We start from the raw sequence: 19,383 nt of genomic DNA, 5'->3' as shown, positions 1-19,383 counted from the left end.
GGGGAAGGACGCGTGCATCGCACGATTCGCAGGATATGCCCATTGGGTGCTGCTCCGACAAAAATTATCTTTTCGGGAACAATTTTTCGTATGCTAGACATGGTGAAACAGTATCGTCAACGTCCGATCGTCCCGGCCGATTGTCCGCCTCACCGATCTCCACCCCGGCGCCCTCCTCCGGCCCCGAAGCCACAAGGACCTGCCCGATGCGTGACCCACAGGCTCTGCTGACGTCGCTGCGTACGCTCCTGGGGGAGCGCCATGTGGTCACGCAGGCGACGGATCTCGAACCGCTGACGCGGGACTGGCGGGGCCGCTACCAGGGCACGGCGCTGTGCGCCGTCTATCCGGCGGACACGGAGCAGGTGGCGGCGACCGTCCTGCTGGTGCGCGAGCATGGCGGAAAGATCGTGCCACAGGGCGGCAACACCGGCATGTGCGGCGGCGCCACGCCCTTCTCGGAGGAGGCGGTGGTGCTGCGGCTCGACCGGCTGAACCGGGTCCGGCAGGTCAGCGGTCTGGACAACACCATGACGGTGGAGGCCGGCTGCATCCTGGCCGACCTCCAGGCCCGCGCGCAGGAGGCCGGACGCCTCTTCCCGCTCAGCCTGGGCGCGGAGGGGAGCTGCCAGATCGGCGGCAACATCGCGACCAACGCCGGCGGCACGGCGGTGCTGCGCTACGGCCCGATGCGCGACATGGTGCTGGGGCTGGAGGTGGTGCTTCCCGACGGCTCGGTGATGAACGACCTGAAACGGCTGCGCAAGGACAACAGCGGCTACGCCGTGCGCCACCTGTTCATCGGGGCGGAGGGCACGTTGGGGATCATCACGGCGGCGGTGCTGAAGCTGTTCCCGCAACCGCAGGCGAGCGCCACCGCCATGGCCGGCGCCGGCCATCTCGACCAGGCGCTGGAGCTTCTGGCCGCCGTCCGCTCCCGCCTCGGCGACCGGGTCGGCGCCTACGAGGTCATGTCGCACTCGCAGATGCAGCTCGTCCTCGACCACATTCCCGGCTGCACCCTGCCCTTCGCGGAGCCGCACCCCTGGTACGTGCTGATCGAGGCGGAGGACAGCTTCGCCGCCATGGATCTGGCCTCAATTCTTGAGGATTGCCTTGCCGACGGGCTGGAGCGCGGCCTCGTCGCCGACGCCGTGATCCCCAGGAGCGAAGCGCAGCGCGAGGCGCTGTGGCGCCTGCGCCATTCGGTGTCGGAGGCGAACAAGGTCGCCGGGATCAGCGTCTCCTACGACACGGTGGTGCCGCTCGACCGGCTGAGCGACTTCGCGGCGGAGACGGAGCGCGGCGTGCGCGACGCCTTCCCGCAGGCGCGGCGGCTGTTCGTCGGCCATGTCGGCGACGGCAACCTGCACGCGGTGATCCATTTCGACCACGACGCCTTTCCCTCCCGCGCCGCGTTCGAGACGGCGGCGGGGCGGATCAACGAGATTGTCGACACGGCGACGCTCGCCTGCGATGGTTCGATCAGCGCGGAGCACGGGATCGGCCTCAGCAACCGCAAACGGCTCGCCAACTCCATCGACCCGGCGCGCTACCGGCTGATGACGCAGATCAAAGCGTTGCTCGACCCTCACCATATGATGAATCCTGGAAAGGTTCTTGTGTTCGAGGACCCTCAATGAAGCGGCCCGCCCTGACGACCAGGCATGTACGACGAATCGCGACACGACAGGCGGCGGACGACGCAATGGATGTGATCGACAGGCCCGACGCGGTCTCCTCCTCCCCTTCCCAGAGCGGGGCGGACGGGGAACTGGACCTCGGCGTCCGGCTGAAGAATCTGCGCAAGCGGCTGGGGCTGACGCTCCAGCAGGCGGCCGACCGCACCGGGGTCGGCGTGTCCACCCTGTCCAAGATCGAGCGGAACGAGCTGTCGCCGACCGTCACCACCCTCCAGAAGATCGCCGGCGGGTTCGACATGGACGCCGCGGCGATCATCGGCGGGCCGACCCCGGCACTGCGCGTCGCCGGCCGCCGCTCGGTGACGCGGTCGGGGGAGGGCCGCCCTTTCCCAACTGGCACCTGCAACAACGCCTGGCTCTGCCCGGATCTGACGAACAAGGTCATGAGTCCGATCATGACCACCGTCGCCGCCCGCTCGCTCGACGCCTATCCGGAATGGGCCAAGTACGACGCGGAGCTGTTCCTCCACGTCCTCTCCGGCACGCTGGTGGTTCACAGCCAGATCTACGAGCCGCTGCGGCTGGAAGCCGGCGATTCCATGTATTACGACGCCAGCACCCCCCATCTCTGGGTCTCTGAGGGGGACGAGAACGCCCGCGTGCTCTGGGTCTACGCCAAATATCAATGACACATAACGATTCGATTGATGGAAGCCGCCGACGAGGCAACCGCGACCCGCGCTTTCGACATCTACAAGGCCACGCAGCCGGAAACCCTCCCCGATGACGTGGCTGAGCGTCTGCTGAGCGTCTGCTGGGTGGCGAGCATCCGGTGAAGGTCTTCCGCGACCACCGCGGCATGACACAGGCTCAGCTCGCCGAGGCCACCGGTCTCAAGCAGGCCTATGTCTCGCAGATCGAGGCCGGCACGCGGGGTGGTTCCGTGGATGTGCTCAAGCGGATCGCCGAAGCCCTTCGGGTGGACCTCGACGACCTCACCTGACCGACACGGCGAACAGCACCGGCACCTCGACGGTGGCCGGCTTGGGCGGAGGCGGAAAGGGAGCGGTCCGAGCGACCGTCTCCAGCGCCGCCCGCTCCAGCACCGCGACGCCGGGGCCGGACAGGACGGCCATGGACTCGCCTGGAACGCTGCCGTCGCGTTGCACCGTGAAGCGCACCAGCACCGTCCCGCCCAGCCGCAACCGCCGCGCCTCCGCCGGCACCGCGAGCCGGGCCTGAAGGCGGCGGCGCACCTCCTCCAGATAGACGCGCATGGCGTCCGCGCCTCCGCCGCCAGCACCGGCATCCGCCACAGCGGAGCCGTTCATCCCGCTGCCCATCGCGGGTCCGGCCGTTGGTCCGGTTGCGGCGGCGGCCCCATCGCGATTCCCGGCCATGTCCTTTGCCGGGGCGGCCGGTAATGGAACGCGGGTGGCCGCCGTCACCGGTTTCACCGTCGGCTTGCGGGCCGGAAGCGGTGCAACGGAGTCCGGAACGTCGGGGGGCGACGGGTCGGGAAGCGGAACGGCCTCGACCGGTCGCGGTTCCGGGTCCGGCGCCGGTTCGGCGGCGGGAGCGGCCGGCGGCGGCTCCACGTCGGACTCTCCGCGGCCGTCCGGGCCTCCCCCCGCGTCGCCGGCTGTTTCCACGCCGTTTCCCGGCACGACGTCGACGCTGACCGCCTCCGGAACCGACACGGTCGGTGTCTCGGCCGCAGCGATCAGCAGGCCCAGCAAGGCGGCATGGGCCAGGGCGGACAGGACGAAAGCCCACGGAGCCCACGGCCCATGCCCCTCCCCTTCCCCAACGATCGCCGCATCGCCGGCGCGCATGCCGTCCATGCTTAGGCCCCGTGCTCAGCCCAGCCTCTTCCGCGTCAGAACTGGTAGCGCGCCCCGAGGTAGAAGCTGCGCCCCTCCTCCGGGTAGCCGTCCATGAGCTGGTAGTTGCGGTCGGTGATGTTGCGGACCACGGCCTCCGCCTCCACGCCCTTGACGATCTCGTAGGAGACCTTGAGGTTCGCCAGCGCGTAGGCGCCGGTGCGGTAGTAGACGGTCTGCGCGGAATTGCTGGTCCAGCGGTTCGAGGAGACCTCCAGCGACGGCACGACGTGCAGCGCCTCGACGGGCTGTATGTCGGCATAGGCGAACAGCTTGTGCGTCGGCGTGCCGGTCGGCTTGGGCTCCGGAGTGCCCACGGCGTCGAGCGTGCGGACCAGCAGCGTGTAATTGCCGCCGATCTCCAGCCATTCGGACAGCAGCGCGCGCGCCGACAGCTCGAACCCGCGGTCGAAACCGGACCCGACGTTGCGGTTCTGCGTCACCGACTGGCCGTTGTAGAGGATGTTCACCTGCTGGATGGCGTCGGTCAGGTCGTTGACGAACACCGCCCCTTCCAGGCGGGTGTTGCCGAAGACCTGCTCGGACGCGCCGATCTCGTAATTGATGGCGCGTTCCGGCTTCAGCCCCGGATTCGACACGGCCCCGCCAAAGCGCGAACTGAACCGCTCGAACAGCGTCGGGAAGCGGGTGCGGCTGGACACGCTGGCGTGGGTCTCGCCGGTGGCGCTGGTGCGCCAGATCACCGCGCCCTGCCAATTGAAGGCGTCCATGTCCTTCGTCGGGTAAGTGACGAAGCGGCCGGTGTTGGTGCCGTCCCAGTCCTGGGCCTTGCGCAGGTCGCGCCAGTCGTAGCTGGCGCCGGTCACCACATCCACCGCCCCGGTGGCGTGGAAGGTGTTCTCCAGCGCGACCGAATAGGTGTCCTCGACGCTCTTCTGGTTCGGCTCGCGGAAGCGCGGCGCGTAGAGGGTCTGGAATTCCTCGTGCTCGTCGCGGCGGACATGCACGGCGCCCTTCAGCGTGTTGCGCGGGATCAGGTCGGTGCCCAGTTCCACGCCGCCGCCATAGGCGCGGTCGTCATAGATGCTGGTGAAGGCCCGCGACGTGCTCTGCCGGACGTAGCGGCGGTCGTCGTAGGAATCCAGCTTGTTGTCGAAGGTCGAATGGAACAGCCGCGTCTTGACGTAGGACTTGTCGCCAAGCTGTGTGCGCGAATTGAAGGACAGGTTCTGCACCGCCCATTCCGGCCATTTCCAGTAGCGCATGGTCTGGCTGCTGGCCGGGTCGTCGGTGTGCAGCGGGGCGCCCTTCGAGCCGTTCTGCTTCAGAACGTTGAAGGAGTACTCGTCGGTGTCGTTGGGCGTGATGCCGAACTTGGCGTTCACCCGCCAGTCTCGGCTGTCCGACCCCTCGCGCCGGCCGCCATTCTCGTTGGCGGTGGGCTTGTAGTCGTCGGACAGGCGGAAGAAATTCTGCTCGACCTTGGCGATGCCGCCCTGGACGTAGAAACGCTCCTGCTTCGTCCCGGCGCTGGCGCTGGTCAGATAGCCGGAGAACGCGCCGGTGGCGTCGAGGTTGATGCCGGTGCGCAATTCGCCTTCCAGCTCGCGCGTCGGCTTGCGGCTGACGAGGTTGATCGAGCCGCCGAGCCCGCCCGGCCCGTCGAGAACCGACGCGTAGCCCTTGGCCACCTGGATCTCGGCCAGATCGCCGGTCAGGAAGCGGCCGAGGTCGAAGCGGTTGTCCGCCGGCAGATAGAGCTGCACGCCGTCCAGATAGAGCGGCACCTGGAACCGGTCGTAGCCGCGGACCGTGACGTAGCGCTCGTTGCGCGGGCCGCGGGTGGTAGCGATGCTGACGCCCGGCAGCAGGTCGAGCGCGCGGTCCAGCCGCTCGCGGTTGAAGCGGGCGATGTCCTCCGACGACAGGACGGAGCCGCCGACCGGGGTGCCGCCGGCCGCCTGGGCCGTCGCGTTGATCTGGCCCAGCCGGTAGACCGGCTCGTCGGGCGCGGCCGTTTGAGCGGGCGTTTGACTGGCCGTTTGGGCGGTGGATTGAGCCAAGGCGGGGGCGTTCTGCGCGGCGGCCATCACGGCCGACGACGCAGCGGCAAGCAGCAATCGTCTCATCGGACTCCTAGAGGGGAAAGGCGTCAGCGGTGGGTGTGGATCAGAGTGAGGCGAGGAAGGACAGCAGCGCCTCGCGGTCGGCGGTGGGCAGGGCGCGCACGGCGTCGACGCTGCCCTGGGCCTCGCCGCCGTGCCACAGCACGGCCTCCAGCGGGCTGCGGGCGCGGCCGTCGTGCAGATAGGCGGGGTGATCGGCGATCAGCGGGACGAGGCCCAGCCCCCACAGGGGCGCCGTGCGCCACTGCCGCCCGTTGGCGCGATGATCGGGCCGCCCGTCGGCCAGCCCGTCGCCCAGGTCGTGCAGCAGCAGGTCGCTGTAGGGATGGATCGTCCCTCCGCCCAACCCCGGCAGGAGAGGATGCTCCGCCGTCTCCAGGCTGGGGGCGTGGCAGCGGGCGCAACCGGTCTCCGCGAAGACCGCCTCGCCGCGACGCACCGCCGGGTCGTCCACGCCGCGCCGCGGTGGCGGCTGGAGCGCCAGCGTGTAGAGATGGATGGTGTCGAGCATCGCCTCGGACAGTTCCGGCTGCAGCCCCTCGTCTTTGGCGGCATAAGCGGTGCAGGCGTCCTGCGCCTCCGGACAGTTGGGCTGCGGATAGAGGCGCGTGGTGATGCCGAGGTCGCCGACGAAGGCCCCGGCGATCTGCTGGCGTACGGTCGGCTGGTTGGCCTTCAGCCCGAAGCGGCCAAGCGCCTCCACCCCGGCTTCGCGGTCCCAGACGCGGTTGGGCTGGCCGGAGACCACGCCCTCGCGCGCCTGCGCCTCGGCCAGCGCCAGGACGACGCGCTCCGGCACCGCCTCCAGCAGGCCCAGCCCGAAGACCGGCGGCCCCATGCGCGGCGAGGTCATCGCATCGTCGCCGAGCGGCCCGAAGGCCGGATCGGTGATGCGAATCTCGGGAGCGCGCAACGGCACCTCCGTGCCGTCGGCCAGACGCTCCACCCGCTCGTGCCACGTGAAGAAGACGCGCGCCTCGGCCGGGACGCCGGGCACCGACTGGTCGTTGATCTGGTCGCCGTAGGCGGGGTGCGGCTTCGGTCCGCCATGCGCGTCCTCGCCGGGCACCGACAGGCGGACCAGCATGGCGCGCAGCGCGTCGTCGGGCCCCTGCGGCGGCTCGCCCCGCCCGTTCTTGATGTGGCAGGCGGCGCAGGACAGCCGGTTGTAGGTCGGCCCCAGCCCGTGGAACCCGCCCTCCCCCGCGAAGCCGTTCTGCACCAGCGCCCGTCCGCCGGCCTGGGCGCGGCCGACGCCGGTCCCGGCCTCCGGGTCCGGGCCGCCCGGCGTCCAGACATGGTTGAACAGGATGCGCCCGATGGTGAACTGGACGCGCTGCGCCTCGTCGGCCGGCGGCAGGGTATGGTCGAAGGCGGCGCGCGTCGGGTTGGACGGGGCGGCGGCCTGAACCGCCGCTCCCGCCGTCGCGGACAAGGCGACCGACAGGCCGAGAAGCGCGTGGAGGGTCCGGCGCACGGGTCAGGGCTCCTTGGCGGCGGTCAGCACGGCGCGAGCGGTGTCCGCGGCGGCGGCGCGGGCCTTGCCGATGCGCTCCGCCCAGTCCTGATCGAGCGCTAGGGTGACGGTCAGGCCGGCGGCCTGCTCCTCCGTCACCGGCACCGCGGTGGCGAGGGCCAGCGCCTCCTCCGCTTTTGCGACGAGCGCGGGATTGCCCGTCCGGGCGGCGGCCCGCCGTGCCTCGTCCAGCAGAGCCAGCAGTTCGCGCAGCTCGTCCTGACGGCGGGTGATCAGCGCGTCGAACAGCGCGGCGACCGCCGGTTCGCGGCGGCTGCCCCGCTCCGTCTCGTAGGCGAAGGCGCCCGCCGCGGCAAAGGGGTTGCCGGTACCCGCCGGGGCGTCGCGATAGACCGCGGGGCGGACCGGGTGGCGGCGGATGTCCGGGTGGAAGAGAATGCGCTGCCCCTCCTCCGACAGGGCGAAGGCGACGAAGGCAGCGGCGGCCTTCGGGTGGGGGGCGGCGGCGGTCACGCCGATGTGGGCGGGCAGCCAGGCGGTGCGCTCCGGATAGAGGATTTCCACCGGCTTGCCGTCGGCCTGGGCGTTCAGCGCCTGGAAGTCGATGGTCGGCCCGGCGCCGCGCCGCCCCGAGCCCACGCTGTCGCCCACGCCCGGCCCGCGGTCGGCCAGCTCCGCGCCGGCGGCGATGCGTTGCAGCAGCGTCCAGCCCGCCGTCCAGCCCTCGGCCTGGAGGATGATGTCCACCAGCACCGGGGCGAAGCCGACCCGCGAGGGCACCGGGAAGGCGACGTGCCCGGCCAGCGCCGGGTCGGCGAGGTCGGCCCAGCGCCGCGGCGTCGGCAGCCCGCGGTCCGCCAGATAGGCCGGATTGACCACGATCCCGTAACCGGCGACCTCGAACGCCTCGAAGCGGCCCGAGGGGTCGGACAGGGTCTGCGCCCCGATGCGGCCCGGCAGCGCCTCGCGATCAAGCTCCGGTGAAGCGGTGTCCAGCGGGCGGAGCCGTCCCTCGTCGCGCAGCAGCGGGAAGTTGCGCAGCGCCGGGGTCCAGTAGACGTCCACGCCCCCCTGGTCGGCGCTGCGCAGGATCGGAATCGCCTCCCGTCCCGTCTTCCAGAGGACGCGCAGGTCGGTGCCGGGATTGGCCCGCTCGAACGCCGCCTCGAAGCGGGAGACCAACTCGTCGGGGTAGCTGGTCAGGACGAGCAGGCTCGATTCCAGGGGCTCCGCATGCAGCGCACCCGGAAGGATGCCCATCGCCAGCACAACCAACGCACGCAATCTCATCGCGGGCTCCGTCACAGGGGACCGATAAAGCCATATCCATTCGCTATGTTTGTTTGGATACAGCGCATACCGGCGTCTGTCAACGGCGCTATATACATTCGGTATATAACCGTGAAGAAAATATGGAAATGGAAAAGGCCCCCGCTGTCCGGCCGCCCTCACCTCAGGCCGTGATTTAACTCAGAGCTATCGCATTTGGCCTCTATAACCCTCTTCCCTCTGGGGAGAGGGTGGCCCGCAGGGCCGGTGAGGGGGATGTGCTTGGCGGTAGGTCCGGCAAATGCGCACCCCCCTCACCCTAACCCTCTCCCCCGAGGGGAGAGGGGACTTCAAATGCAATCACCCCGTCACTTCACCAGGGGGCAGCCGCTGTCCTTCGGGTTGATGTAGGCCTGCTCGCCGGGAATGGTCTTGAGGATCTTGAAGTAATCCCAGGCCCCTTTCGACTCGCCCGGCGTCTTGATCTGCGCCAGATACATGTCGTTGAAGATCCGGCCGTTGTCGGCGATCTTCGCGTCCTTCATCATCATGTCGCTGATGGGCGTGGCACGCATCTTGGCGGCGACCTTGTCGGCGTCGTCGGTGCCGGCCTCCTGCACGGCCTTCAGGTAATGCTTGACCGCCGAATAGACGCCCGCCTGATTCATCGACGGCTTGCGCCCGGTCCGCTCCTCGAACTTCTTCGACCAGGCGCGGGTCTCGTCGTTCATGTCCCAGTAGAAGGAGTTCGCCAGCATCAGCCCCTGCGCGGTGTCGAGGCCCAGCGCGTGGATGTCGTTGACGTTCAGCAGCAGGCCGGCCAGCGTCTGGCCGCCCTGGGGAATGCCGAACTCGGCGGCCTGCTTGACCGCGTTGATGGTGTCGCCGCCGGCGTTGGCGAAGGCGACCACCTCCGCACCCGAGGCCTGCGCCTGCAGCAGGAAGGACGAGAAGTCCGAGCTTGCCAGGGGATGGCGGACGCTGCCCTTGATGGTGCCGCCGAGCTGCTTGACGGTGTTGGCCGCCTCCGTTTCCAGCGAATGGCCGAAGGCGTAGTCGGCGGTGATGAAGAACCAGCTCTTTTTGCCCTGCTCGACCAGCGCGCGGGCGGTGGAGGACGCCACGGCGTGGTTGTCCCAGGTCCACAGGAAGCCGTAAGGGCTGCAATCCTTGCCCGTCAGATCGGTGGAGCCGGGGCCGGACATCAGGAAGATGCGCTTCTTGTCCTTGGTGATGCCCTGCACGGCCAGCGCCGCGGCGGAATTCGGCACGTCGGCGACGACGTCGACCTTCTCCACATCGATCCACTGGCGCGCGAGGTTGGCGGCGATGTCCGCCTTGTTCTGGTGGTCGCCGACGATGATCTCGATCTTGGTGCCGTTGATGGCGTTGCCGAACTCCTCGGCGGCCAGCCGTGCCGCCACCGCCGAGCCCTCGCCGTTGATGTCGGCGTAGATGCCGGACCGGTCGGACAGCATGCCGATCTTGATGACGTTGTCCGACATCTGGGCCTGGGCCGTGCCGGACGCCAGGGCGGCGAAGGCGACTCCGGCGAGAAGGCCGGCAAGACGGGTGCTGCGCATGGTTCACTCCCTAGGGTGTTGTTTTCTTGGTGGTTGGGGATTCAATGGGTCGTGTAGCCGCCATCCACGGGGATCGCGGTGCCGGTGATCGACGCGGCGGCGTCGGAGCACAGGAAGGCGATGGCGGCGGCGACCTCCTCCGGGGGGATCAGCCGGCCGGTCGGCATGCGGTCGAGGAACACCGCCTGGAGGACCCGCTCCTCCGGCAGACCGGTGACCTGGGCCTGCTGGGCGATCTGCTTCTCGATGATCGGGGTCAGCACCGTGCCGGGGCACACCGCGTTGCAGGTGATGCCGTGCTCCGCCACCTCGATCGCCACCGACTTCGTCAGGCCGATGATGCCGTGCTTCGTCGCGACATAGGCGGGCTTGTGCGGGGCGCCGACCATGCCGAGGACCGACGCCGTGTTGACGATGCGCCCCCAGCGGCGCTCCCGCATCGCGGGAAGGGCCGCCTTGATGGTGTGGAAGGCGGCGCTGAGGTTGACCGCGAGCAGCAGGTCCCATTTGTCGTCGGGGAACTCGTGTACCGCCGCCACATGCTGCACCCCGGCGTTGTTCACCAGGATGTCGATGGGGCCGAGCGCCGCCGCGGCCTCCGCCATCATGGCGCGGGCCTCGTCCGGCCGGCTGAGGTCGGCCCCCGAATAGACGATCGTCGTGCCGCTCTGCGCCGCGATGTCCGCGCACAGCCGGTCGATCTCCGCGCGGTCGCCGAAGCCGTTGAGCATGACATGGCAACCCTGGCGGGCGAGTTCGCGGGCGGTCGCCAGCCCGATGCCGGTGGTGGAGCCGGTGACGACAGCGTTCCTGTTTCGCATCTCGGTCTTTCTTTCGGACGTCTTGGATGTCAATGGCGTGTCGCGGTTCAGAAGGCCACCTGATCGGCGCCTTTCAGGGCGAGCATGGCGCGCGCCTCGGCGGGGGTGGCGACCTCGAGCGACAGCTCTTCGAGAATCCGGCGGATCTTCGCCACCTGCTCCGCGCTGTTCCGGGCCAGCCGGCCCTTGCTGAGATACAGGCTGTCCTCCAGCCCGACCCGGACGTTGCCGCCCATGACCGCGGCCATGGTCGTGAAGGGGATCTGGTGACGGCCAGCGGCGAGCACCGACCACTCGTAATCCGTCCCGAACAGCCGGTCGGCGGTCTCGCGCATGAAGACGAGGTTGCGCTGCTCCGCACCGATGCCGCCGAGGATGCCGAAGATCGTCTGGACGAAGAAGGGCGGCTTCACCAGCCCCCGATCGACGAAGTGGGCGAGGTTGTACAGGTGCCCGACGTCGTAGCACTCGAATTCGAAGCGCGTTCCGCAGCCCTCGCCCAGATGCTCCAGGATGTAGGCGATGTCGCGGAAGGTGTTGCGGAAGATGAAGTCATCGGTGCTGCGCAGATAGGGCTCCTCCCAGTCGTGCTTCCAGCCCTGGTAACGGTCGGCCAGCGGGAAGATGCCGAAGTTCATCGAGCCCATGTTGAGGGAGCACATCTCCGGCTGGGCCTGGAGCGGGGCGGCAAGGCGCTCCTGCACCGTCATGTTGAGCGAGCCGCCGGTGGTGATGTTGAGCACCGCGTCGGTGGACTGCTTGAGGCGCGGCAGGAACTGCATGAACACCGCCGGGTCCGGCGTCGGCTGCCCGGTCCGGGGATCGCGGGCGTGCAGATGGAGGATCGCGGCTCCAGCCTCGGCGGCGCCGACGCCCTGCTCGACGATCTCATCGGGCGTCACCGGCAGCGCGTCCGACATGGTCGGGGTGTGGATCGACCCCGTCAACGCGCAGCTGATGATGACCTTCTTCTGTGGTGCCTTCTGTGGTGCGGCCATGTGAGATTCCCTGCATGGGTTGATTTCGAATGGAGAGGAGGCGGCGCGCGGTCACCCGCGCTCGACGCCGTCCAGCCGCTGGAGGTGGGCCGCCAGACGGGCGTGGGTCTCTGTCCGCTGCGCCTCCGTCCAGGTCCGGAAACCGGCGCCGGACTTCATGCCCAGCCGCCCGGACGCGACGAGGTCGCGCAGCAGGGGCAACGGTTCCGGCGTCCGGTCGAGGTCGGGCAGGACATGCTCGTGCACCGCCAGGGTCAGGTCGGTGCCGACGAGGTCGGCGTTCTCCAGCGGTCCCAGGACGGCGAGGCGGCGGCCGAAGCTGGCCTTGACCACGGCGTCCACCGTCTCGGCGTCGCACACGCCGTTCTGGACGAGCGCGATGGCCTCGCGCCAGAGCGCGTGCTGCAAACGGTTGCCGATGAAGCCGGGAACATCCTTGCGGACATGCACCGGCGTCTTGCCGATGGCGGCCAGCAGCCCGATCATCGCGGCGACCGCCGCGTCGTCGGTGTCGGCGGTCTGGATGACCTCGACGAGCGGAATCTGATACGGCGGATTCCACCAGTGGGTGCCGAGCGCGCGGCTCTTGTCCCGAAGCGGCTCCATGATCCGGGTGATCGGGATCACCGACGTGTTGCTCGCCAGAAGCGCATGGGGCGGGGCGGCGGCCTCGACCGCCAGGAAGATCCGCTGCTTGAGGGCCAGATCCTCAGGGACCGCTTCGATGACGACGTCCGCCCGGCCGACCGCGTCCTCCAGGGAGGCGCAGGGCCGAACCCGGTCCGCGGCGGCGGTGTCCATTCCCAGAGTCTCAAGGTTGCCGCGGACCCGTTCGACGATCCCGGCCCGGCGGTCGGGATCGGGCTCGTGGATGTCGACCGGGTGCCCGGCGGCGGCGAACGCCTGGGCGATCCCATGCCCCATCAGCCCGGCGCCGATGATCCCAATACGCTGCTGCGTCATGCCTCTGTCGCGTCCCCCCTGCCTTGAGCGCCGCCGCAACGGCCGTCCGGCCAATTGTTCGCGGCGCGCATATTTTCTTTCCGCAATCAAAGCAAGGGGCGTGCCAGCGACGGGAATTGTTGGTATGGAGGGCCTTCGGCCAAGCCCGCGGGCGGATTGCCTGCGGTTTTCAGCCCTTCGCCGCCATGGGCCTGCGACTCAGGGCTTCCGTCGTGTCCTAAATTTTGACAAACAGTGTTCAGAATATTGACAAAACGATGCGACGGGAGGCGGGCCATGGCGGCGGGACGGGACGAACACTTCGCGGCGGCGCGCGCGCTGATGGTGATGATCGACGAGATGATCGACGGCGCCATCCTCGTCGACAAGGACGCGCGGATCGTCTGGTCCAATGATAAGCACGTCTGGTTCGATGACAAGCGCAAGGCGCTGCTGGGCATCCGCTCCCTCACCGAGGTGGTGGGGCAACCCATCGAACGGGTCATCCCGCACAGCCAGATGCGCGACGTTGTGGAAACCGGCCGCTCCTTCCCGCTCGACATCATGCGCTACGGGGAGCACACGCTGCTGGTGAGCCGCCTGCCCCTGCGCGACGAGCAGGGGGAGATCATCGGCGCCCTCGCCTTCGCCCTGAAGAACAGCCTGACCTACCTGCGTCCCATCGCCGAGCGCTTCAACAAGCTGCAATCGCGCCTCGCGCGCATGGAACAGGAACTCGCCGCCAGCCGCGCGCCGAAATACTCGGTCGAGAACCTCGTCGGCTTCAGCCCGGCGATGCTCCAGGTGAAGCGGCTGGTTCGCAAGGCGGGCCAGATCAACTCGGCGGTGCTGGTGCTGGGCGAGACGGGAACCGGAAAGGAGCTGGTGGCGCAGGCCATCCACGCCGCCTCGGATCGGGTCGACCGCCCCTTCGTCGGCATCAACGTCGCGGCGATCCCCGAAAACCTGCTTGAGGCAGAGTTCTTCGGCGTCGCTCCGGGCGCCTACACCGGCGCCGGCCGCCAGCCCCGCCCCGGAAAATTCCAGCTCGCGCATGGCGGCACGCTGTTCCTCGACGAGATCGGCGACATGCCGCTGCCGCTTCAGGCCAAACTGCTGCGCGTGCTTCAGGAGCGCGAGGTCGAGCCGCTCGGCTCCAATCAGGTCATCAAGGTCGATGTCCGCATCATCGCCGCGACCAGCCGGCCGCTGCCGGAGATGATGCGGAACGGCACCTTCCGCTCGGACCTCTACTACCGGCTCAACGTCTTCCCGATCCAGCTTCCGGCGCTGCGCGACCACAAGGAGGATTTGGAAATCCTCGCCTCGCTGTTTTCGGAACGGATGGCGGTGAGCCTCGACCAGCCGATGCGCGACCTCACCCCCGCGGCGCTCGACGCGCTGCGCGGGCATGACTGGCCGGGCAACGTCCGTGAACTGGCCAACGTCATCGAGCAGGTCTATGTGCGCACCGAAGGCGAGCGCATCCTGGCCGACGACTTCGCCGACATCCTTCCCGGAGCCGCTGCCCGGCCTCTCGCCCCACCGGCGCGCAGGCGCCCCCTCGCCGACAGCATGGACGAGCTGGAACGCTCGCTCATCCTCGCCGCGCTCGAGGACGCGCAGGGCAACAAGCTCGAAGCCGCGCGGAGCCTCGGCCTGTCGCGCACCAACCTCTACGCGAAGCTGCGCAAGCACGGCATCACCGCCGACTCCGAGACGTAGCCGGATCGCGGCGCTACAGCAGCAGGGCCTTCTCCCGCTGCACATGGCCCGACAGCCGGGCCGTCTCCCGCTGGTCCAGCGCGTTCCGCAGCTTGGGGAAATCGACGTCCTCCTCCTGCTGGACATGCTCCGCGATCAGTTCTTTCAGTTGGATGACGCGCCGCCGCCACGCGGGATCGTCCTTCGGCATCTGCTCGAGGGCGTACAGGTGCATCTTCATGTCGGCGTGCTCGCCGTAGAGGTGCCGGGCGTCCGCCTCCTGATGCGCGTGGTCGTGCAGCAGGGGATAGACGACGTCCTCCTCGGCTATGGCGTGCGCGGCGAGACGGCGCTTGAGGCGGAGCAGCAACTGCGTCCGCTGGAAGGTCTCGCCGGTGTGCGTCCGCTCCATCGCGTCGAGCAGCGCCAGGATGTGGCGGTGGTCGTCCATCAGGGCGTCGAACGGGTCGCGCGCCATCGTCGTCCCGGCGGCCTGGGCGACCACCGGCGGCAGCAGGCGGCTGGCGAGGATCGCCACGGCGGCACCGCTGGCGAAGGCGATCAGGCCGCTTGTGGACCAGAGGTCCCTTCCTCTCCTGCTCATGATGTCCGTGCCTCCCGGGTCCATGGGTGTGTCCGACGTCCAACAGGGGCCGGGCCGGGTCATTCCGCCGGAGATGTCTTCGCGGGCACGTCCACCGGGTCGCGGTGTGGAACCAGCCGCTCGGTCAGGCGCTGGAAGGCGACGAACAGGACCGGCACGAAGATGATGCCGACCAGCGTCGCCGCGGTCATGCCGCTGAAGACCGTCGTGCCGATGGACCGCCGGCTGGTCGCCCCGGCGCCGGTGGCGACCAGCAGCGGCACCGCCCCCAGGATGAAGGCCAGCGCCGTCATCAGCACCGCGCGGAAGCGCTGGCGGGCGCCCATCACCGCGGATTCGACGATGGGGTGGCCGGCGGCGCGCTGCTCCCGCGCGAACTCGACGATCAGGATGGCGTTCTTGGCGGCGAGGCCGACCAGCAGGACGAGGCCGATCTGCGCGTAGACGTCGTTGGCGATGCCGGCGACGTTCAGGCCGATGCCGGCCCCCAGCACCGCGATGGCCACCGACAGCAGCACGGCCAGCGGGATCAGCCAGTTCTCGTACTGCGCCACCAGGAACAGATAGCCGAACAGCACCGCCAGCCCGAAGATGATGACCGTCTGGTTGCCGATGCGGCTTTCCTGATAGGACAGCCCGGTCCATTCCGTGGCGTAGCCCGCCGGCAGGGTGCGGTCCGCCACCTCCTGCATCGCCGCCAGCGCTTGGCCGGAGCTGCCGCCGGGGGCCGGGTTGCCGTTGACCGAGGCGGACAGGAACTGGTCGTAGCGGACGAGGCTGTCGGGGGCCAGCGTGTTGCGGATGGTCACGATGCTGCGCAGCGGCACCATGTCCCCCGACGAACTCCGCACATAGAGCTGGTCGATGGCCGCCACCTCGTCGCGGTATTCCGCGGCGTCCTGCACCTGGACTTGGAAGACCCGGCCGTAGAGGTTGAAGTCGTTGACGTAGCGCGACCCGAGATGGGACTGCAGCGTGGTGAAGACGTCGCCCGGCGAGACGCCGAGCAGCGCCGCCTTGGTGCGGTCGAGGTCAACGAACAGGTGCGGCACGTCGGGGCTGAAGGTGCTGAAGACGGCCGACAGCCGCGCGTCCTGGTTGGCGGCGACCAGCAGTCCGCGCAGCACCGCGCCCAGCTGCTGCGCGGACTGCCCGCCCAGCGCCTGAACCTGGAGTTGGAACCCGCCGGTGCTGCCGAGACCGGGGATGGAGGGTGGGTTGAAGGCGGCGATGGTCGCCTGCGGCACCGCGGCGAGCTGGGGGCCATCGCAGAACCTGCTCAAAATCGTACGCTAGGCGGCGACCCTCTGGAACGAAGCGGGAATTCGCCGGAGTGGTCGGAACGCTGCCGAGGAATCCACGTCGCCGTCAGCCCAGACATAGTCTCCGGTGAGCGCGATGTGCTCCCAGCCGAGTGGCGCCACGTGTGCCAACAGGTCAGCGGGAATGTCTTCGCCGGCTGCGCGGAGCGCGTCCACGGCGCGACCCAGATAAACGGTGTTCCAGAGCACGATGGCGGCGACCACCAGGTTGAGCCCCGAGGCCCGATGGCTCTGGTTCTCGAACGTCCGGTCACGTAGTTCGCCCAGACGATGGAAGAAGACGGCCCGCTTGAGCGAATGCTCCGCCTCCCCCTTGTTCAGGCCAGCATGGGAGCGACGGCGAAGGTCCGGGTCCTTCAGCCAGTCCAAGGTTGCCAGTGTGCGTTCGATGCGGCCGACCTCGCGCAACGCTTTGGCGAGCTGGTTCTGCCGTGGGTAGGCCGCGAGGCGGCGCAAGAGGGCGGACGGCGCCGCCGTCCCGGTGCGCACGGACGTGGCCAGCCACAGCAGGTCATCCCAGGATTCCTCGACGAAGTGCAGGCGCACCGGGCCGCCGATCAATGGCGTCAGCAATCCATAATCGGCCATGCGGTCAATCACATACAACCGACGCTCCTTGAGATTGCGGACGCGAGGGGCGAAGCGGAACCCCAGAAGATGGCAGAGTCCCGACACATGATCGGTCGCGCCGGCCGTATCGGTGTAGTGCTCGCGGATGGACAGCGCGCTGCCGTGCATCAGAAGGCCGTCCAGCACATGGGCCGCCTCGCCCGCCGTGGCCGAGATCACCTTCGTGTGGAAGGGAGAGAACCGATCTGAGACATGGGTGTAGAACAGCACGCCGGGGTCGTCGCCATAGCGGGCGTTCACGTCGGAGCGCGCCTCGCCACGGCCGCCCGCCCGGAAGAACTGCCCATCCGACGACGAGGTCTCGCCCGGCCCCCAGTGGTGGGCCATCGGGTGGGCGTGGTGGGCGTTCACCACGGTGGCCAGGGCAGCGGCGTAGGTTTCGTCGCGCACATGCCACTCCGCCGCCCAGATCAGCCGGGCATGGTTCAAGCCGCGCGACGCCTCGGCCATGCGCGACAGCCCCAGATTGGTGCCGTCCGCCAGCACCGTGCCGAGCACCGCGGCGCGGTCGAAGGCCGGCTCGCCGGTGCGCACATGGGTGAAGCTGCTGGTGAATCCGGTCCAGTGGTCGACCTCGGCCAGGATCTCAGTGATCCGTATGCGCGGCAGGAGCGCGGACAGCCGTTTGGCGAGAATGCCCGCAGCCTCGGGCACGGCGCGGGACAGCGGGGAAATGGTTAGGCGGCCCTCCTCCAGCGTGACGTCCGGCAATCGGTTGGCTTCGGCCAAAGCGGCAACCTCGCGCAACCGGTCGTCCAGGAGTTTCGTCCGTTCCGTGGCATAGTCCGGCCACGACACCGGGATGGGGAGATCGAGGCTCCCGGTGCTGCGCAGGTCCTCGAACGTTGGCCGGGGCAGCAGAAAGTCGGTGAACCGTCGATAGGCGCGGGCGCCCTCGATCCAGACATCGCCGGCACGCAGCCGTTCGCGCAGATGCGCGAACACGGCCATTTCATAGGCGCGGCGATCGAGGTTTTTACCCTGTGGCAGCACGAGGGGGCGCCAACGGCGCTGGAGAAAGGAGACCGGCGCGTCCTTCGCTAGGGTCGGCCGGCCTTCCGACACATACAGTGCCTTGATGGCGTCGACCGCCTTGAGCAGCGGATCGGACTTGCGGTACGAGCGGAAGGCAAAGGTTTGCAGGAAGGTCGGGGCAAACCGCCGGGCGGACGCATGCCGCTCCACCACCTCGGGCAGGCTGTTGCCTTCATCGGCGGTCTCGGCGATGCCGACGGCGTGATCGACGCTCTTCTCATAGGCTTTCCACCCCACGGCCGCCTCGATGGCGGCAAACGGATCGGTCCCGTTCCGTCGGGCGGCGACGAGAGCCCGGCCGCTCACCGCGTGCATCCAGACCAGGCTTTCCTGCTCCTTGGCCCGGTCGGTCAGCCGTTCCGTGCGCTTGCGCTCGGCACGCCGGAACAGGGCTCCCATCAGCCGGTCGAACATCTCCACGGCGGCGTCGCTGAGCCGGGCCTCCTGCTCGATGACGAAGGCGGTCAGGACGGCAAGACGGCGTTCCGGGCCCAGGCGCGACAGGTGCTGCGCATCCATGATTCCCGCTTCGCCGGCGATGATGGCATAGCGGACTTGATGAATGCGCCGCGCCCGATCCGCTTCGATGCCGATGGCCCGCACCGTTGCCAAGCGCTCCGCCAGACGGACCAGGTTCGCTGCGGAAGGCGCCTCCGACCACTCGCGCAGTTGCGTCAAGCCGGTGCGGCCCTCCGGTTCCGTCACCTTCAAGAGCGCCAGGAGGCGCTCGGTCTGTCGATCCTCCAACCCGCGGATCAGACTGGCATAAGCGGCGGCTCGAGCCCTGGCACGGACGGCGAGGCCGAGGCGCTCCACCACGGTGGCGACCGGCAGCAGGACGCGGCGCGCCCGCAGCTCTTCCACTACAGCCAAGGCGATGGCATCGCCCCGGTCGGTGCCGCGAGCCACCTCCGATGCCACACGCCACATGGCCCGATAGTCGGCCAAGCCGAAGGGCGACAGCCCGAAGGCCGCTTGCAGTTCGGCCAAATGCTCGCGCCGGGTTTCCTCCCGCCGGGCGTAGTCGACGAACAATGCCGGATCGGCCCCGACCTGTCCGGCGATGTGAGCGAGCATGGCGGTCGGTGGTTCCTCGCCAATTCCCAGGGCCCGTCCAGGATGGCGCAGGTAGGCCAGCTGCATCGCGAAGCCGAGCCGGTTCCAGGGACGGCGCCGACGACGCACGTGCGCCAGATCGTCCGGCGAGAGGGTGTACAGGCGCGTGATGGCGGTCGGCTCCGACGGTGGATCGAACAGAGCGGCTCGCGTCTGAGGGGATAGAAGCTGGCGGCGGGGCATGGGATGGGCATTGCGCAAACGGCCGTCTGCGCACCGGTCTGGAGGGGAACGGTAGAACAAAGGCTTGCTGGTTGCACAATCCTGTT

Annotated in this window: 16 protein-coding genes; 5 read left to right on the top strand and 11 right to left on the bottom strand. The window is 68.9% G+C overall.

What is annotated here, in order from left to right; all coding sequences use genetic code 11:
• Nucleotides 1-206: 206 nt before the first annotated feature.
• The 4 genes from ABAZ39_RS27540 to ABAZ39_RS35150 all read left to right on the top strand — a co-directional run bounded on the left by ABAZ39_RS27540 (nucleotide 207) and on the right by ABAZ39_RS35150 (nucleotide 2,646).
• On the top strand, nucleotides 207-1,643 hold the full coding sequence (locus tag ABAZ39_RS27540) for an FAD-binding oxidoreductase (protein ID WP_040137494.1): 1,437 nt from the start codon (nucleotides 207-209) through the stop codon (nucleotides 1,641-1,643).
• 65 nt (nucleotides 1,644-1,708) lie between these two features.
• Nucleotides 1,709-2,332 carry a helix-turn-helix domain-containing protein gene (locus ABAZ39_RS27535; protein WP_040137493.1) on the top strand — a complete coding sequence of 208 codons (624 nt, stop codon included), beginning with the start codon at nucleotides 1,709-1,711 and terminating at the stop codon, nucleotides 2,330-2,332.
• Nucleotides 2,333-2,350: 18 nt separating this feature from the next.
• Nucleotides 2,351-2,479 (top strand): hypothetical protein, encoded by a 129-nt coding sequence (locus ABAZ39_RS37435; RefSeq protein WP_257722229.1) that lies wholly within the window; start codon nucleotides 2,351-2,353, stop codon nucleotides 2,477-2,479.
• Nucleotides 2,476-2,646, top strand: coding sequence for a helix-turn-helix domain-containing protein (locus tag ABAZ39_RS35150; protein WP_081863384.1), 171 nt, complete (start codon nucleotides 2,476-2,478; stop codon nucleotides 2,644-2,646). The genes ABAZ39_RS37435 and ABAZ39_RS35150 overlap by 4 nt, the downstream gene beginning before the upstream one ends.
• On the opposite strand, the gene ABAZ39_RS27525 is transcribed toward ABAZ39_RS35150, so the two are convergent.
• From ABAZ39_RS27525 to ABAZ39_RS27490, 8 genes are all read right to left on the bottom strand, one after another.
• Nucleotides 2,639-3,487, bottom strand: a complete 849-nt coding sequence (locus ABAZ39_RS27525; RefSeq protein ID WP_040137492.1) for a TonB family protein — start codon at nucleotides 3,485-3,487, stop codon at nucleotides 2,639-2,641. The two genes, ABAZ39_RS35150 and ABAZ39_RS27525, sit on opposite strands and share 8 nt — an antisense overlap.
• 35 nt (nucleotides 3,488-3,522) lie before the next feature.
• Entirely contained in the window at nucleotides 3,523-5,616 is a 2,094-nt protein-coding gene (locus tag ABAZ39_RS27520; RefSeq protein WP_247881789.1) for a TonB-dependent receptor plug domain-containing protein, read from the bottom strand.
• A 40-nt stretch (nucleotides 5,617-5,656) separates the two neighbouring features.
• The gene (locus ABAZ39_RS27515; protein ID WP_040137490.1) at nucleotides 5,657-7,090 is read right to left on the bottom strand and encodes a di-heme oxidoreductase family protein; all 1,434 of its coding nucleotides are present in this window, start codon (nucleotides 7,088-7,090) and stop codon (nucleotides 5,657-5,659) included.
• A 3-nt stretch (nucleotides 7,091-7,093) separates the two neighbouring features.
• Nucleotides 7,094-8,380 carry an ABC transporter substrate-binding protein gene (locus ABAZ39_RS27510; RefSeq protein WP_081863382.1) on the bottom strand — a complete coding sequence of 429 codons (1,287 nt, stop codon included), beginning with the start codon at nucleotides 8,378-8,380 and terminating at the stop codon, nucleotides 7,094-7,096.
• Between the two features lie 347 nt (nucleotides 8,381-8,727).
• Nucleotides 8,728-9,942 (bottom strand): ABC transporter substrate-binding protein, encoded by a 1,215-nt coding sequence (locus ABAZ39_RS27505; protein ID WP_040137489.1) that lies wholly within the window; start codon nucleotides 9,940-9,942, stop codon nucleotides 8,728-8,730.
• A gap of 41 nt (nucleotides 9,943-9,983) precedes the next feature.
• Complete coding sequence (locus ABAZ39_RS27500) at nucleotides 9,984-10,763, bottom strand: 3-hydroxybutyrate dehydrogenase (protein ID WP_040137488.1); 780 nt, start codon at nucleotides 10,761-10,763, stop codon at nucleotides 9,984-9,986.
• A gap of 47 nt (nucleotides 10,764-10,810) precedes the next feature.
• The gene (gene kce, locus ABAZ39_RS27495) at nucleotides 10,811-11,761 is read right to left on the bottom strand and encodes a 3,5-dioxohexanoate:acetyl-CoA acetone transferase (RefSeq protein ID WP_040137487.1); all 951 of its coding nucleotides are present in this window, start codon (nucleotides 11,759-11,761) and stop codon (nucleotides 10,811-10,813) included.
• A 51-nt stretch (nucleotides 11,762-11,812) separates the two neighbouring features.
• Nucleotides 11,813-12,724: a 3-hydroxyacyl-CoA dehydrogenase family protein gene (locus tag ABAZ39_RS27490; RefSeq protein WP_040137486.1), complete on the bottom strand. Its 912-nt coding sequence runs from the start codon at nucleotides 12,722-12,724 to the stop codon at nucleotides 11,813-11,815.
• 276 nt (nucleotides 12,725-13,000) lie between these two features.
• Between ABAZ39_RS27490 and ABAZ39_RS27485 the strand changes: the two genes are divergently transcribed.
• On the top strand, nucleotides 13,001-14,428 hold the full coding sequence (locus ABAZ39_RS27485; RefSeq protein ID WP_040137485.1) for a sigma-54 interaction domain-containing protein: 1,428 nt from the start codon (nucleotides 13,001-13,003) through the stop codon (nucleotides 14,426-14,428).
• A 13-nt stretch (nucleotides 14,429-14,441) separates the two neighbouring features.
• Here the strand turns inward: ABAZ39_RS27485 and ABAZ39_RS27480 are convergent, their stop codons facing one another.
• Genes ABAZ39_RS27480 through ABAZ39_RS27470 form a run of 3 tightly spaced genes read right to left on the bottom strand, consistent with a single transcriptional unit; the run spans nucleotide 14,442 to nucleotide 19,297 of the window.
• Nucleotides 14,442-15,011 carry a hemerythrin domain-containing protein gene (locus tag ABAZ39_RS27480; RefSeq protein ID WP_247874675.1) on the bottom strand — a complete coding sequence of 190 codons (570 nt, stop codon included), beginning with the start codon at nucleotides 15,009-15,011 and terminating at the stop codon, nucleotides 14,442-14,444.
• Between the two features lie 59 nt (nucleotides 15,012-15,070).
• Nucleotides 15,071-16,294, bottom strand: a complete 1,224-nt coding sequence (locus tag ABAZ39_RS27475) for an efflux RND transporter permease subunit (RefSeq protein ID WP_247881788.1) — start codon at nucleotides 16,292-16,294, stop codon at nucleotides 15,071-15,073.
• A 9-nt stretch (nucleotides 16,295-16,303) separates the two neighbouring features.
• Nucleotides 16,304-19,297, bottom strand: coding sequence for a Tn3 family transposase (locus ABAZ39_RS27470; protein WP_040137483.1), 2,994 nt, complete (start codon nucleotides 19,295-19,297; stop codon nucleotides 16,304-16,306).
• Nucleotides 19,298-19,383: the final 86 nt, after the last annotated feature.

This window comes from Azospirillum argentinense (assembly GCF_000632475.1).
Taxonomy (GTDB): Bacteria; Pseudomonadota; Alphaproteobacteria; order Azospirillales; family Azospirillaceae; genus Azospirillum; species Azospirillum baldaniorum.
This window is presented reverse-complemented; position numbering and strand designations above follow the sequence as displayed.

Coding starts and splice junctions, on each gene's coding strand:
- ABAZ39_RS27540 (WP_040137494.1), top strand. CDS start 207: ATGCGTGACCCACAGGCTCTGCTGACGTCGCTGCGTACGCTCCTGGGG.
- ABAZ39_RS27535 (WP_040137493.1), top strand. CDS start 1,709: ATGGATGTGATCGACAGGCCCGACGCGGTCTCCTCCTCCCCTTCCCAG.
- ABAZ39_RS37435 (WP_257722229.1), top strand. CDS start 2,351: ATGGAAGCCGCCGACGAGGCAACCGCGACCCGCGCTTTCGACATCTAC.
- ABAZ39_RS27525 (WP_040137492.1), bottom strand. CDS start 3,487: ATGGACGGCATGCGCGCCGGCGATGCGGCGATCGTTGGGGAAGGGGAG.
- ABAZ39_RS27520 (WP_247881789.1), bottom strand. CDS start 5,616: ATGAGACGATTGCTGCTTGCCGCTGCGTCGTCGGCCGTGATGGCCGCC.
- ABAZ39_RS27510 (WP_081863382.1), bottom strand. CDS start 8,380: ATGAGATTGCGTGCGTTGGTTGTGCTGGCGATGGGCATCCTTCCGGGT.
- ABAZ39_RS27505 (WP_040137489.1), bottom strand. CDS start 9,942: ATGCGCAGCACCCGTCTTGCCGGCCTTCTCGCCGGAGTCGCCTTCGCC.
- ABAZ39_RS27500 (WP_040137488.1), bottom strand. CDS start 10,763: ATGCGAAACAGGAACGCTGTCGTCACCGGCTCCACCACCGGCATCGGG.
- kce (WP_040137487.1), bottom strand. CDS start 11,761: ATGGCCGCACCACAGAAGGCACCACAGAAGAAGGTCATCATCAGCTGC.
- ABAZ39_RS27490 (WP_040137486.1), bottom strand. CDS start 12,724: ATGACGCAGCAGCGTATTGGGATCATCGGCGCCGGGCTGATGGGGCAT.
- ABAZ39_RS27485 (WP_040137485.1), top strand. CDS start 13,001: ATGGCGGCGGGACGGGACGAACACTTCGCGGCGGCGCGCGCGCTGATG.
- ABAZ39_RS27480 (WP_247874675.1), bottom strand. CDS start 15,011: ATGAGCAGGAGAGGAAGGGACCTCTGGTCCACAAGCGGCCTGATCGCC.
- ABAZ39_RS27470 (WP_040137483.1), bottom strand. CDS start 19,297: ATGCCCCGCCGCCAGCTTCTATCCCCTCAGACGCGAGCCGCTCTGTTC.